The organism is Mycolicibacterium arenosum, from assembly GCF_024320865.1.
Classification (GTDB): domain Bacteria; phylum Actinomycetota; class Actinomycetes; order Mycobacteriales; family Mycobacteriaceae; genus Mycobacterium; species Mycobacterium arenosum.
Genome location: NZ_JANDBD010000005.1, coordinates 40,807 through 53,581, shown reverse-complemented (window position 1 = coordinate 53,581; position 12,775 = coordinate 40,807). Strand labels below are relative to the sequence as shown.

Genomic DNA, 12,775 nt, shown 5'->3' with positions numbered 1-12,775 from the left:
GCGGACAATCATGAGCATTTCGTTGCTGTTGGAGATGGCCCAGGGAACGGCGCTGGCGATCACCGGTGAGGCCGCGCTGGTGTCGGGCGAATTGCGCTTGTCCGTAGAAGAATTGAACACCCTGGCCGATGGTGGCGCCGGGGTGATCGCCGCCTCGGGTGCCCGGCACGTGGCCTACGTGGGTGCCGGTGGGGCGATGCTGCCGCTGCTGCTGTTCGCCTCGGCACGGGCCGCGGTACCGGTGACACCCCTGAACTACCGCCTCTCGGCCGACGGGTTGCGCACGCTGATCGGGCGGCTACCCGAGCCGCTGGTGATCGTCGACGACGAGTACCGCGACGCCGTCGGTGATGCCGGGAAGACCGTCATGTCGTCGGCGGAGTTCCTGGCCGCCGCCCGAACCAGCGAACCCGCTGCCGAATTCGCCGACCCGGATGCGGTGGCGGTGGTGCTGTTCACCTCGGGTACCACGTCGGCCCCGAAAGCCGTTGAGCTGACCCACAACAACCTGACCAGCTACATCACCGGCACCGTCGAGTTCGACTCCGCCCAACCCGGCGACGCCGCGTTGATCTGCGTGCCGCCCTATCACATCGCCGGGGTGTCGGCGGCGCTGTCCAACCTGTACGCGGGCCGCAAGATGGTGTACCTCACCGCCTTCGACGCCACCGAGTGGGTGCGGCTCGTCGACGCCGAAGCGGTCACCTCGGCGACCGTGGTCCCGACCATGCTCGATCGGATCGTGAGCGCACTCGAGAGCGCGGACACCTCGCTGCCCACCCTGCGCACGCTGGCCTACGGCGGCTCCAAGGTCGCCCTGCCGCTGGTGCGCAAGGCGCTGCAGCTGCTGCCCGAGGTCGGGTTCGTCAACGCCTACGGCCTGACCGAGACCAGCTCCACGATCGCCGTGCTCGGCCCCGATGACCACCGGGTCGCGCTGGCCGCGGGGGAATCGGGCGATCCCGCCGTCGCCCGCCGCCTCGGGTCGGTGGGCCAACCGGTTCCCGCCATCGAAGTGCAGGTCCGCGGTGAGGACGGTTCGGTGCTCGGCCCGGACGAGCCCGGCGAGCTGTACGTACGCGGCGAGCAGGTGTCGGGCCGCTACACCGGCATCGGCTCGGTCCTCGACGCCCACGGCTGGTTCCCGACCAAGGACGTGGCCTACCTCGACGCCGACGGCTACCTGTTCATCGGCGGCCGCTCCGATGACACCATCATCCGCGGCGGGGAGAACATCGCCCCCGCCGAGATCGAGGACGTCCTGGTCGAACACCCGCACGTGCACGACTGCGCCGTCGTCGGTGCTGACGATCCCGAATGGGGACAGATCATCGTCGCCGTCGTCGTCCCCGCCCCCGACGCGACCCCCGACCCGGAGGACCTGCGCGGCTTCGTGCGCGGACAGCTGCGAGGGTCGCGCACCCCCGACCGGGTGGTGTTCCGCGCCGAACTGCCCACCAACGCGACCGGCAAGGTGCTGCGCCGCGAACTCGTGAACGAACTCAATGAGAAGGAGTCGGCATGATCAAGAACGGCACCCGCCTGCAGAGCCAGGTCTGCGACACCCAGGTCATCGTCGTGCGTGCCTCCGACGCGCTCGACGACCTACGCATCGGCGGTGCCCCCGCCGTGCCCATCGGCGACCCCGTCGACGAGAGCCTGTCGCTGGACGACGCGTTCGCCGCCGGCACCCTGATGGGCAAGCGCTACGTCGACGACGCCGGCGCCGAAGTCCTGGTCACCAAGGCCGGCAAGGGCTCGCTGTCCGTCGGCACCACACCCCTGGAGATCAAGGAAGCGAAGCCGCTGCCCGCCAGCGACTGAACCCGCGCCTACCCGGTGCGGGCCGAGCGGGCGGGTTCGGCGTTGACGACGTCGTCGGTGAACCGGTCGAGCAGCACGGCTTGCGTCGCGGCGAGGTGCTTGCGCGACAGCCGCTGAACCTCGTCGGCGTTGCCCGCGGCGATCTCGTCGACGAGCCGCCGGTGCGTCTTCACCGCCCCTCGCGCCTCGGCGGGCGACGGGTACTCTCCGCGGCGCGTCACCACGGCGGCCCACTGCCGCTCCTGCGCCGACCACAACGCCACCAGACTGCGCACGACGTGCCGGATGGTGTCGTTGGGCGTGAATCCGACCACCAGATCGTGGAACTCGCGGGCGATGCGGGTGAACTCGACGCCGTCGGCGACCACCTCGGCTGACGCGTCGACGTTGGCCGTCAGCACCGGCACGACGGCCGCCGCCCGGTCGGTGCGACGCGCGACCTCACCGGCACACAGCGGCTCGAGCGTCAGCAGCGCCTCGGCGAGGTCTCCGAGAACGACGCCGGACCCCTGCAGCACCAGGCCCAGGTGGTACGCCCCCGACGCCCGGTCCGGCCGATGCACCTCCGCGCCACCGACGCTGCCGCGCCGGACCGTCACCAATCCCTCGGTTTCGAGGATCCGCAGCGCCTCCCGCACCGACGGGTAGCTGACGCCGAACTCGCGCACCAGCTGATCCTGCGTCGGCAGCCGTTCACCTGCGCGTTCGGACAGGATCCGGGCGCGCAGCGTCGCCGCGACCGTCTCCGCGATTCTGCGCTGCGGCGTGCGCCCGCCCGCTGTCATAGGGGAATACTAGCAATCCTTATAAGGATTGCCCTAGGATCCAACCGTGGACTTCGACATGGGCGGGGACGCCGAGGCGCTGCGCAAGCAACTGCGCGGCCTGGTGGCGACACACGTTCCCGATGACTTCCTCGGCGCCTTCACCGACAATCCGGCCGATCTGGAACTCGCGCAGTCGTTCTGCCGACTCCTCGCCGACGAGGGGCTGCTGTGCATGTCGTGGCCGCGGGAGTTCGGTGGCCGCGGCTCATCGGTCTGGGAGCAGACGGTGGTCCGCGAGGAGATGTGGGCACACCACGAACCGCGCGGTGCCCAGTACATGGGGGTCAACTGGGTCGGCCCGACGATCATGCGGCACGGCACGCCAGAGCAGCAGCGCACCCACCTGCCGCCGATCGCCCGCGGTGAGGTCATCTGGTGCCAGGGATTCAGCGAGCCGGAAGCCGGTTCCGACCTCGCCTCCTTGCGCACCACGGCGACCCGCGACGGCAACGGCTGGCGGATCAACGGCCAGAAGATCTGGACGTCGTACGCGACCATGGCGCAGTGGTGCTTCCTGTTGGCGCGCACGACCAAGGTGGGCGAGGGCGCGGCCACCAGGAAACAACAGGGCCTGACGATCTTCCTGGTGCCGATGTCGGATCCCGCGATCACCGTGCGCCCCATCCGCGCCATGTTGGGCCCCCACCACCTCAACGAGGTGTTCTTCGACGATCTCCGGGTGACCGAGGCCGATGTGCTGGGAACCGTCGACGACGGGTGGTCGATCGTGGCCGATGTGCTGTCGTTCGAACGCCTCGGCATCGCGCGGTACGCGCGGTGTGATCGTCTGCTGCACATGGCTCCTCGCGTGCTGGGCGACCGCTGGGACGTGCTGCCCGCCGAGCTGCGCGGCCGGTGGGCGCGCATGCTGACGCACTGCCGGCGCGCCCGGCTACTCGCCTACCGGCTGGTGTCGTTACAGAGCGAGGGTCGCGTGACGCCCACCGATGTCGCCGCGTACCGGATCGCCGTCACCAAGCTCGACCAGGACAGCGCCGAGGTGCTGATGGAACTCGCGGCCGAGATCAGTGACGATAACGCCGGGGGCGCAACGCTGTTCCGCCGCGAAGTGGAGGATCACTGGCGGTACTCGCAGGCGGCGACGGTGTCCTCGGGAAGCATCGAGATGCAGCGCATCCTGTTGTCGCGAGCGATGCTGGGGTCTAAGCGATGATCACCGACCTGTCCAGTGAAGCAACGGAATTCGGCCAGCAGGCACTGCGGGCGTTCGAAGCCGCCGGCGGTGACGACCTCGTTCAGCGGGCCGAGGCCGATCCCGCCACCAGGGGCGCCCTCACCGACGGCGTGTTGGCCGAACTCGGAGCCTGGGACCTCGACCCGCGCGACGACACCGACTCGCTGGAGGCGGCGGCCGCACTGTGCCGCAGTGCCGGGTACTGGGCGCTCCCCTACCCCGTTGCCGAGCGGCTGGCCCGACCCGCCGACGCCGACGGGCTCGTCGTGGTCTCGGAGGTGCGCCCGGCGGCGGCCATCCGCGGCGTCGACGGGACGTGGGCGACGGTGACCCTGGACGGCAGGCGCAGCACCGTGGCCGGACTGCGCGGCACCGACCCCGCGTTCGTCGCTGAGCTCGAACTCGCGCCCACAGACCACGACGGCGGTGCCGATGACATCGCCCTCGCCCTGGTGCTGCCCTGCTGGACGCTGCTCGGAATGCTGGACCGGGCACTGGATCTCACGGTCGCGCACGTGCAGTCCCGACACCAGTTCGGGCAGCCGCTATCGGGCTTCCAGAGCGTGCAGTTCCAGCTGACCGACGGCGAGGTCGAGCGTGCGGGCCTGGAGGTGCTCGCCAAGCACGCGCTGTGGAGCGTCGACAGGCGCAACACCGACGCCGTCGAGGACGCGCTCGCGCTGCGGCTGGCCGCCCTGGAGGCGGCCGAGGTGGTATTCCGCGTGACCCATCAGCTGCACGGCGCGGTCGGGTTCTGCGACGAGACGACGCTGTCGTGGCTGTCCCGGTACAGTCAGCCGTTGCGCCGCTTGCCCTTCGGGCTGTCCGCCACCCGCGACGCGTTGACCCGCAGGGTCGGCAGAACCGGACTGAGGGGCTTGTTCAGCGGCGAGACGGTGTCGTGACCGAACTCGACGACTTCCGCACCGACGTCCGGCGATGGTGTGCCGACCACGTCCCGGCCGACTGGCGTGCGTCACAGACCGGCGTCGGCGACGCCGAGTTCGTCACGTTCCAGAAGCAGTGGTTCGCCGAACTGCACACCGCGGGCTTCGCCGTTCCGCACTGGCCCGCCGAGTGGGGCGGCGGCATGTCGGTGGCCGAGCAGATCGTGCTCTACCAGGAGCTCGCCGCGGCCGACGCGCCCCGACTCGTGTTGGCGTTCGTGGGTATTCACCACGCGGCCTCGACGCTGCTCGCGGCGGGCACGGACGCACAGCGGCAACGGCACCTGCCCGCGATCCTGGACGGCGAGATCTGGGTGCAGGGGTTCTCCGAGCCGGAAGCCGGCTCCGACCTCGCCTCGCTGCGCACCACGGCGCGCCGGGCCGGCGACACCTTCATCGTCAACGGTCAGAAGCTGTGGGCCAGCGGCGGCGCGCATGCCGACTGGTGTCTCCTGCTGGCACGCACCGACCCGAAAGCGCCGAAGCGCAAGGGTATCTCGTACTTCCTCATGGACATGTCCGCGCCGGGTATCGATGTGCGACCGATCCGCAACGCCGTCGGCGACTCGCACTTCTGCGAGGTGTTCCTCAACGACGTCGAGATCCCGGCCGAGAACCTGATCGGTGCCGAGAACGCCGGCTGGCAGGTCGCGCAGTCGACGCTGGGGGCCGAGCGCGGTATGACGATGCTCGAGCTCGCCGAACGCCTCGGCAACGCCGGCTTCCGGTGGCTGGTCGAGCTGTGCGCGACGCGCGACGCCGACGGCAATCGCCCGCTCGACGACGCGGTCGTCCGGGACCGGTTGGCACAGCTCGAGATCGAGCTCACCGGGCTGCGTGGGCTGTGCCGCAGCGTCGTCGAGGGGCACGACGCCGGCGCCGTCGGTCCGGCCGACCCGTCGATCGTGAAGCTCTTCTACAGCGAACTGCTGCAGCGGATGACCGACTTCGGGGCCGATGTGGCCGGGCTTCCGGCACACACCGTGCTGAGCAAGCCGATGTCGAGCGGCTGGGAGTCGGGTGCCTGGGTGCTGGACTTCATCGGATCGTGGGAGTGGACCATTCCCGGTGGGGCCAGCGAGGTCCAGCGCACCATCATCGGCGAGCGCGGCCTCGGCCTGCCGCGGGAACCGGCGAGCGCGTGATGGACCTTCGTGACGAACTCCGCGCGTCCGCGCGGGAGGTGCTGAGCCGGGAGTCGGACTGGTCGCGCCTCGTCGAGGCCGGCTGGCCGGGGCTGGAGGTGCCCGACGAACTCGGCGGCGCCGGCGTGTCGTTCGCGGAAACCGCCGTCGTGCTCGAGGAGTTGGGCCGGGCCGCGTCGGGCGGCGGCTACCTCGGTACCGCGCTCGCCGTCGCGGCGTTGACGGCACTGCCCGCCAACGCCGCCCGCGACGAACTCCTCGAGCGCATCGCCGCGGGCGCGAAAGCCGCTTTCGCCACCGGTTTCTCACTGCGCGACGGTGTCGTGTCGGGCCGGGCGACGTTCGTGCCCGATGCCGCCGACGCCGAGGTGATCGTGCTGCTGGCCGACTCCGGACCGCCCGCGATCGTGAAATGTCAAGGCCTGACCGTTACCCCTCAGCCGGTGCTCGACGCCACCCGCGCGCTGGCGGAGGTGACCGCCGAAGGCGTGCCCGCAACACAGGCGTGGACGCTGCCGATCGACGGCGAGCGACTGCTCGAACGCGCCGCCGTGGCGATCGCCTGCGACAGCCTGGGCGTGGCCGAGGCGATGCTCACCGCCACAGTCGATTACGTGAAGGTACGCCACCAGTTCGACCGGCCCATCGGGTCGTTTCAGGCGGTGAAGCACGCGTGTGCCGACATGCTGGTGCACACCTCGGTGGCGCGGCAACTGGTCGACGCCGCGGTGGCCGACGTCGCGGCGGGAGAGGATGCGGCCACGTCTGCGGCGATGGCCAAGTCGTATGCCACCGCCGCAGCCGTGGACGTCGTCGGGAAGGCGATGCAGTTGCACGGCGGCATCGGATACACCTGGGAGAGCGGGGTTCACGTGTACTTGAAACGGGCCACGCTGAACCGCTCACTGTTCGGAACGCCGATAGCGCACCGCCGGACAGTGGCGATGCGCTACGGCTGAGGGTTCTCGCCGGGTCAGGACTTTCTGGCTCGGGCGGCCTGACGCGAACTCTTCTCGACGTCCGCCAACTCCTCGACCCGATCGGCGCGGGCGCGCTTGGCGTCGGCTTCGTCGCGCTTGGTTCGCGCCTCGTCCAGCTTGGCCTTGGCGTCGTCGGTGGCGCGCTTCTCGTCCGCCGCGATGCTCTGCTTGGCCGCCCACTCGGTGTTGGCAACCGATGCCTTGCGGTTCGCGGCTACCTGGTCGGCCTGCTGTTTGGCAGCGGCGGTCCGCTTCTGCGCAGCCTCGCCCGCTTCGCGCTTGCGCTCTTCGGCCTCGATGCGCGCCTGCTCGACGCGCTGCGCCTTGTCGTCGCGAGCCTGCTTCTGGTCCTCGGCGACCTGGTTTCTCCTGGCCTCGAGTTCGGTTTCGGCGTGCTCCTCCTTGGCCGATGCGGCCGCATCCAACCGCGCAGCGCGGCCGCGCGCGTCGGCGCGCTCGCTCATCGCGGCGCCGCGCCTGGCGACGGTGGAGTCCCCCAGCACGTGGCCGACGGTGGCGTCGAGGACGCCGAGTGACCGTTCGTAGAAGAGTCGGCCGGGCGTCTCCTCGCCCATCCGGACGACGACACGGTCCTCGATCAGTTGCAGGGGCAGGCGGACGAGACGGTACTGGAACCGCAGCACGGCGCGCGGGATGGTGGTGATGCTCATGGATGACTCCTTGGTGTGTCGGGGGTGATCAGGGAAGGTCGGCGTCGCTGGTCAGGCGGTCGGCCGAGCCCTGATCCGATCGGCTTCCTCGTGGGCACGGGTGGCCAGGCGGTCTGCGGTCTGGTGCTCTTCGACCGCCTCGACGGCCTCGTCGGCTGCGGCCCGCACATCGGCGCGTTCCCTGGCCTTCGCCTCGTCGACGTCACGCTGCGCGTCGATCTCGGCCTGCGTGCGAGCCGCGGCCGCCTGCTGCGCACCGACACGCTCGGCTTCGGCCTTCTGCGCGTTCTGCTGACCCTGCACGACCTGGTCGGCGGCCGCCTTCTGCGCGTTCACCGCATTGCGCTCCTGTGCACCATCGACCTTTGCGTCGACTGCTTCCGACAGCGCCTGCTCGGACTCGGCGTCGGCGATCGCTTCGACGCTGTTCGCCTCCTTGCGCTCCTTGGCCTGGGTCTGATCGAGTTGGCCCTCGGCGGTCAGGGAGTCGTTGCCCGTCACGGCGCCGACGACCTCCTTGGCCTTGCCCTTGACGGAATCGATCAGACCCTTGCGTGCCTGGTCGGCCTTTTCGTGCTCTGACATTGCTGCTCCTTCGGTACGAGTGAGAACGGCGCCCGCGCGGGCCCGTTCGAATGGTGGGTGATCAGTCCTGTGCGCGTCGGGCCAGCTTGGTGCCGACCCCGGCCAGGATCTGGCTCGGGCGCTGCTGCTCCCCCTGCTGCGACCCGAGAACGACGATGGCTCCGGTGAGGGCGGGAAGGGCCCACTGCAGATAGCGGAGCTGCCGTTGCGCCGACGCCACGTCGTCGGGTGTCGAAGCGGAGGGATCGGTCGCCCCGTCCACCGGATGACCGTCGCCCTCGGCGGTTTTCGCACCCAGTACGCCGCTGTACACCGTGGCGGCCAGGGCCGCACCGGTGAGTGCCAACTTGACGATCGTGTTCGAGGTGACGCCTGCTTGGTTCTTCGCGCGTCCTCGGTTGGCGTACAGGACGGCGGCGCCGCCGATGAGGTGGGCGCCGATGGCGACGGCGTTGACCGGCGACCACTTCGCCCAGCCCATTGCCGCCGTCCTGGCACGGTCCTTCGGGTCACGGACGGCGTCGGCCGCTCCGTTGACGCCGACTGCTCCCATGAGGGAGCCGCCGAACCAGGCCGCGGCCCCGACGTCGTGCAGGGATCTTTCCAGGGTGTTACGGGTGGTCATGGTGTCCTCGAATTCGAAAAGTACGTCCAGAGCGCCGATCGGCGGTCCCTGCATGAAGCGCCGGGAGCTAGACGCGACTCGGCGAGCGCAGACGCTCGCAGATGAGGAGTTGCCGAATCCCGGGGTCTCAAACCGAACCGGCGAGCCCAATCGAGCACGAAAGTCCTTCGAAATTCGAGGGATAACGCGCTGACCCGAGTCGTTTGCGCTGCCTCGGCCGGGGTACCGCCCACCAACGACGAGAGCTCCGCCAGAACCGTTGAGCGTCGTCGTTGCCTTGCTGAGAGATCAGCACCGGAAGACAATCCAGGAGCACCACCATGTACCTACACACCGAGCAGCTCATCAACGAGATCGCCGTCGACGAGCCCGATCCTGCCGCCGCGAACGCCCTGCAGGAGGGCCTCGGTGGCCAGTTCGGCGAGATGCGCACCATGATGCAGTACCTGTTCCAGAGCATGAACTTCCGGGGCGACGCGGCATCCAAGCCCTACAAGGACCTACTGCAGGGCGTCGGCACCGAGGAGATCAGCCACGTCGAACTCATCGGCACCACGATCTCCCGACTCCTCGACGGCTCGCCGGAATACAACGGCCGCAAGACCGATCCGGTGGACAAGCCGGGCGCCAAAGGTGCCACGCCGCTGAAGATCGCCCTGGACACCGGCAACATCCACCACTTCCTGGTCGGCGCACAGGGTGCGCTGCCCGTCGACGCGGCGGGCAATCCGTGGTCGGGTTCCTATGTCTACAACAGCGGGAACCTCGTCCTCGACCTGCTCTACAACCTCATGCTCGAATCGACGGGTCGGCTGCAGAAGTGCCGCATCTACGAGATGACCGCCAACAAGGCGGCGCGCTCCACGATCGCCTACCTGATCGTGCGCGACCAGGCGCACGAGAACGCCTTCGCCAAGGCGCTGGAGAGCCTCGGCGTGAACTGGGGTGCGGCGCTGCCGATTCCGAAGACGAACGCCGAGCGCTTCCCGGAGGTCAAGAAGCTGGTCGACATGGGCTTGCAGAGCATTCAGTACACCTTCAGCGCCGACGACGAGAGCCAGGCCGACAAGTTGTACCGCGGCGCATCACCGTCGAACGACGGAACCGAACTCAGCACCGCCCTCATGCCCGAGGGGTTCCCGATGACCATCGCCCCCGAACGCCGCGAGGAGTTCGCACCGGGCCTGGACAAGGAACTCCTGGCCCTCATTCAGGCGACCGCCGAGGTCGAAATAGCCTCTACGAACGGGGCATCCGACGTATGAGCAACGTAACGAAGCCCGATGATCCCGGCGGCGCGGCGGCGGTCGACAAAGCGAAGGACGCCGGCGTCGACCCGCATGACACCGACCACCCGACCGGTTCGCAGCAGGCGGCCGAGAACGCCGCGGATGAATCCCCGAGCTAGTGAACGACCCGCTGACTGCACCCGTCACGCGCCGTACGGTGGTGGTGACGGGTGCGTCCGGCAACGTCGCCTCCGGTGTGCTGCGAGCACTCGCGCAACAGTTTCCGGACGCTGAGATCGTCGGTGTCTGCCGGCGCCCACCGACGCTCGGCCGGATCTACGAACGGGTGCGCTGGCACGCGGTGGATCTGTCCGCGGCCGACGCCGCGACGAAGCTGGGGCCTGCGATGGCGGGTGCCGACGTGGTGATCCACCTGGCGCTCGCCACCCAGCCCGTTCGCAACGCCGACTACCTCTACCGCGCGAATGTCCTTGGCACTGCTGCGGTTCTGCAGGCCATGCACAACGCGGGCATCGAGCAACTCGTCTACGCGTCCAGCCTCGGCGTCTACGCTCCAGGGGCCCCGGCCCCGGTCGACGAAACGTGGCCTGACACGGGCCAGCAGTCCTCCACCTACAGCCGACACAAGGTTCTCGTCGAGCGCATGCTGGACGACTACGAGACCGACCACCCTGGCACCTCGGTGGCGCGGTTCCGCCCGACGGTCGTGGTGCAACGGGAAGCCGCTGCGCTGATTCGATCGCTCTATCTCGGGCCGCTGGTCCCGCGCGCTGTATTGCAGGCACTGCACCGCGGACGGCTGCCGCTACTCCCCCTCCCCGCCGGGCTCGCACTGCAGTTCGTCCACGCCGACGACGTCGGGGATGCGGTGGTCCGGTTGATGGAGCGGCGCGCGGTGGGTTCGTTCAACATCGCGGCCGACGCCCTCGACCGCCGCGCGATCGCCGATCTCGTCGGGGCGCGCCCGGTCGAGGTGAACGCCGGACTCGTACGAGCGGCGATCGGCGTGCTCAGCGCGACGCGCCTGGTCGCCCTCACCACCGGCTGGTACGACGTCGCCACCGCAACCCCGGTCATGGACACCACCAGGGCTCGCAACGAACTCGGTTGGGTCCCAAGCAGATCCTCGGCACAGGCGGCTCACGAGCTGCTCGACGGCCTGGCGAGCGGCGCGGTGGGAACCAGCGCCGCGATGGGCCGGAAGGAAGAGAAACGCATGTCAGCGCGAACCACGGTGGACCGAATCCACGATGCCTCACTGGCACTCTGGAGTGCACTGACTCTCGCCAGAGCGCTCGGGTTCGGCCGAGCAGGCGTCGCCGACGCCGCCGTCATCGCGGTGAACCTGGCGTCCGGAACGCCGATGGCGATCGACCGGGTCCGTCAGCGACGTCGTGACCCGGCTGCGCTTCTCGCACCCGTTGCCGTTACCGCCGCGTTGGCCGCGACCCGCCGCGGCGGCTGGTCTCCCGTCATCGCCACCTCGGTGCTCAACGTCCTGGCCGCGTTCGAGTGCAGGCGGACCGTCGGATGACGACGCAGCAGGACGTACCTCAGGTCGTCATAGTCATCGGAGCCTCCAGCGGCATCGGCAAGGAGACGGCGCTGCACTACTCCCGGCGCGGCTGTCGCCTGGTGTTGGCGGCGCGGTCGGATGACACCCTGCAAGCCGTCGCCGAGCAGTGCCGACTGGCCGGTGCCGCGGAGGTCGCCGTCCAGATCACGGACATCGGAATCTCGGAGCAGGTGCACGAGCTGTTCGACGTCGCCGTGGCCAGGTTCGGCCGGGTCGACGTCGCCGCGCAGTGCGCCGCAGTCACCGCTTTCGGACGCTTCGAGGACATCCCCACCGACGTGTTCGACGGGGTGGTCATGACGAACCTGCTCGGGGCGGCCAATGTCGCGCGGGCAGCGCTGAGCCACTTCCGAGAGCGCGAAGCCGGACATCTGGTACTCGTCGGATCGCTGCTCGGTGTCATGGCCGTTCCCAATCAATCTCCTTATGTACTGAGTAAGTTCGCGGTCAGCGCCCTCGTCCGCGTGCTGCGTCAGGAGAACCGGGATCTACCCGCCGTCCGGATCCACGGAATCTATCCCGGCCCGGTCAGTACTCCCGTCTACGGCACAGCGGGAAACTACCTGGGGTACGCACCGAAGGTGCCTCCGACCGCCGACGCCCCCGGCGTCGTCGCCGCGGCCATCGTGCGGGCGACGGACCGCCGACGATCCAGCGAGCGACAGGTCGGCTTGATCAACCGTCCGGCGATCCTGGCCTTCCGGCTCATCCCCGCGATCTTCGACGCGGTGATAGGCCCGCTGATGCGCGCAGTCTCCTTCGAATCCGAACCGATCGCATCCACCGCCGGGAACGTGTTCGGCGTGTCCGCGGCGGAGCCGACGACCTAGGGGCTGTTCCTGATGATCGCGCCGGGCCCGAGCACGGGCCCCGTTGTCAGACCGGGGAATCCGTTGCCGTTGGCTTGGCTCAGCGCGATGCAGACGCCGAGGTGTTCACCGGTACACGGCACGCCCTGAACGGTGGGCACCTGGCCGACCGGGCGGCTGACGCCGGGATTGATGATCGTCCGCGACCCGTCCTGCTGGCACCGCACCAGATAGCCGTCCGCGCAGTCGTCGGCGGATGCGGGGGCCGCCAGCAGCAGGGCACCGGCCACCCCGACGACCAATCCCACACTCACGTTCACCCGCACAGCGTGCACTGTACT

General features: G+C 69.4%; 15 protein-coding genes. 10 read left to right on the top strand and 5 right to left on the bottom strand.

Translation table 11 applies throughout. The features are described from left to right. Window positions 1-10 precede the first annotated feature (10 nt). Together NM203_RS13505 and NM203_RS13500 are read left to right on the top strand one after the other, a co-directional pair. A complete protein-coding gene (locus NM203_RS13505) occupies window positions 11-1,525 on the top strand; it encodes a class I adenylate-forming enzyme family protein (protein ID WP_255060489.1) in 1,515 nt (504 codons plus the stop codon). Beyond that, window positions 1,522-1,824: a hypothetical protein gene (locus tag NM203_RS13500; protein ID WP_255060488.1), complete on the top strand. Its 303-nt coding sequence runs from the start codon at window positions 1,522-1,524 to the stop codon at window positions 1,822-1,824. Before NM203_RS13505 ends, NM203_RS13500 begins: the two co-directional genes overlap by 4 nt. A gap of 8 nt (window positions 1,825-1,832) precedes the next feature. On the opposite strand, the gene NM203_RS13495 is transcribed toward NM203_RS13500, so the two are convergent. Then, window positions 1,833-2,609, bottom strand: coding sequence for a FadR/GntR family transcriptional regulator (locus NM203_RS13495; protein WP_255060486.1), 777 nt, complete (start codon window positions 2,607-2,609; stop codon window positions 1,833-1,835). A gap of 46 nt (window positions 2,610-2,655) precedes the next feature. Between NM203_RS13495 and NM203_RS13490 the strand changes: the two genes are divergently transcribed. Genes NM203_RS13490 through NM203_RS13475 form a run of 4 tightly spaced genes read left to right on the top strand, consistent with a single transcriptional unit; the run spans window position 2,656 to window position 6,897 of the window. After that, entirely contained in the window at window positions 2,656-3,825 is a 1,170-nt protein-coding gene (locus tag NM203_RS13490; protein WP_255060485.1) for an acyl-CoA dehydrogenase family protein, read from the top strand. Next, window positions 3,822-4,751, top strand: a complete 930-nt coding sequence (locus NM203_RS13485; RefSeq protein ID WP_255060484.1) for an acyl-CoA dehydrogenase family protein — start codon at window positions 3,822-3,824, stop codon at window positions 4,749-4,751. The genes NM203_RS13490 and NM203_RS13485 overlap by 4 nt, the downstream gene beginning before the upstream one ends. Beyond that, window positions 4,748-5,938: an acyl-CoA dehydrogenase family protein gene (locus tag NM203_RS13480; protein ID WP_255060483.1), complete on the top strand. Its 1,191-nt coding sequence runs from the start codon at window positions 4,748-4,750 to the stop codon at window positions 5,936-5,938. Before NM203_RS13485 ends, NM203_RS13480 begins: the two co-directional genes overlap by 4 nt. Continuing rightward, complete coding sequence (locus NM203_RS13475) at window positions 5,938-6,897, top strand: acyl-CoA dehydrogenase family protein (RefSeq protein ID WP_255060482.1); 960 nt, start codon at window positions 5,938-5,940, stop codon at window positions 6,895-6,897. Before NM203_RS13480 ends, NM203_RS13475 begins: the two co-directional genes overlap by 1 nt. 14 nt (window positions 6,898-6,911) lie before the next feature. On the opposite strand, the gene NM203_RS13470 is transcribed toward NM203_RS13475, so the two are convergent. From NM203_RS13470 to NM203_RS13460, 3 genes are all read right to left on the bottom strand, one after another. Then, on the bottom strand, window positions 6,912-7,589 hold the full coding sequence (locus tag NM203_RS13470) for an IF2 family translation initiation factor (RefSeq protein ID WP_255060481.1): 678 nt from the start codon (window positions 7,587-7,589) through the stop codon (window positions 6,912-6,914). A gap of 51 nt (window positions 7,590-7,640) precedes the next feature. Continuing rightward, the gene (locus NM203_RS13465; RefSeq protein WP_308212829.1) at window positions 7,641-8,174 is read right to left on the bottom strand and encodes a CsbD family protein; all 534 of its coding nucleotides are present in this window, start codon (window positions 8,172-8,174) and stop codon (window positions 7,641-7,643) included. Window positions 8,175-8,235: 61 nt separating this feature from the next. Beyond that, window positions 8,236-8,799 (bottom strand): hypothetical protein, encoded by a 564-nt coding sequence (locus NM203_RS13460; protein ID WP_255060480.1) that lies wholly within the window; start codon window positions 8,797-8,799, stop codon window positions 8,236-8,238. Window positions 8,800-9,119: 320 nt separating this feature from the next. On the opposite strand from NM203_RS13460, the gene NM203_RS13455 reads away from it, so the two are divergent. From NM203_RS13455 to NM203_RS13440, 4 genes are read left to right on the top strand one after another with little or no spacing between them, the layout of a single operon-like run. Continuing rightward, the gene (locus NM203_RS13455) at window positions 9,120-10,064 is read left to right on the top strand and encodes a manganese catalase family protein (protein WP_255060479.1); all 945 of its coding nucleotides are present in this window, start codon (window positions 9,120-9,122) and stop codon (window positions 10,062-10,064) included. Then, window positions 10,061-10,207, top strand: coding sequence for a hypothetical protein (locus NM203_RS13450; RefSeq protein ID WP_255060478.1), 147 nt, complete (start codon window positions 10,061-10,063; stop codon window positions 10,205-10,207). The genes NM203_RS13455 and NM203_RS13450 overlap by 4 nt, the downstream gene beginning before the upstream one ends. After that, window positions 10,207-11,583: an NAD-dependent epimerase/dehydratase family protein gene (locus NM203_RS13445; protein WP_255060477.1), complete on the top strand. Its 1,377-nt coding sequence runs from the start codon at window positions 10,207-10,209 to the stop codon at window positions 11,581-11,583. The genes NM203_RS13450 and NM203_RS13445 overlap by 1 nt, the downstream gene beginning before the upstream one ends. Further along, entirely contained in the window at window positions 11,580-12,455 is an 876-nt protein-coding gene (locus NM203_RS13440; RefSeq protein WP_255060476.1) for an SDR family NAD(P)-dependent oxidoreductase, read from the top strand. The genes NM203_RS13445 and NM203_RS13440 overlap by 4 nt, the downstream gene beginning before the upstream one ends. Here NM203_RS13440 and NM203_RS13435 read toward each other — a convergent pair. Beyond that, window positions 12,452-12,754, bottom strand: coding sequence for a hypothetical protein (locus tag NM203_RS13435; RefSeq protein ID WP_255060475.1), 303 nt, complete (start codon window positions 12,752-12,754; stop codon window positions 12,452-12,454). The two genes, NM203_RS13440 and NM203_RS13435, sit on opposite strands and share 4 nt — an antisense overlap. Window positions 12,755-12,775: the final 21 nt, after the last annotated feature.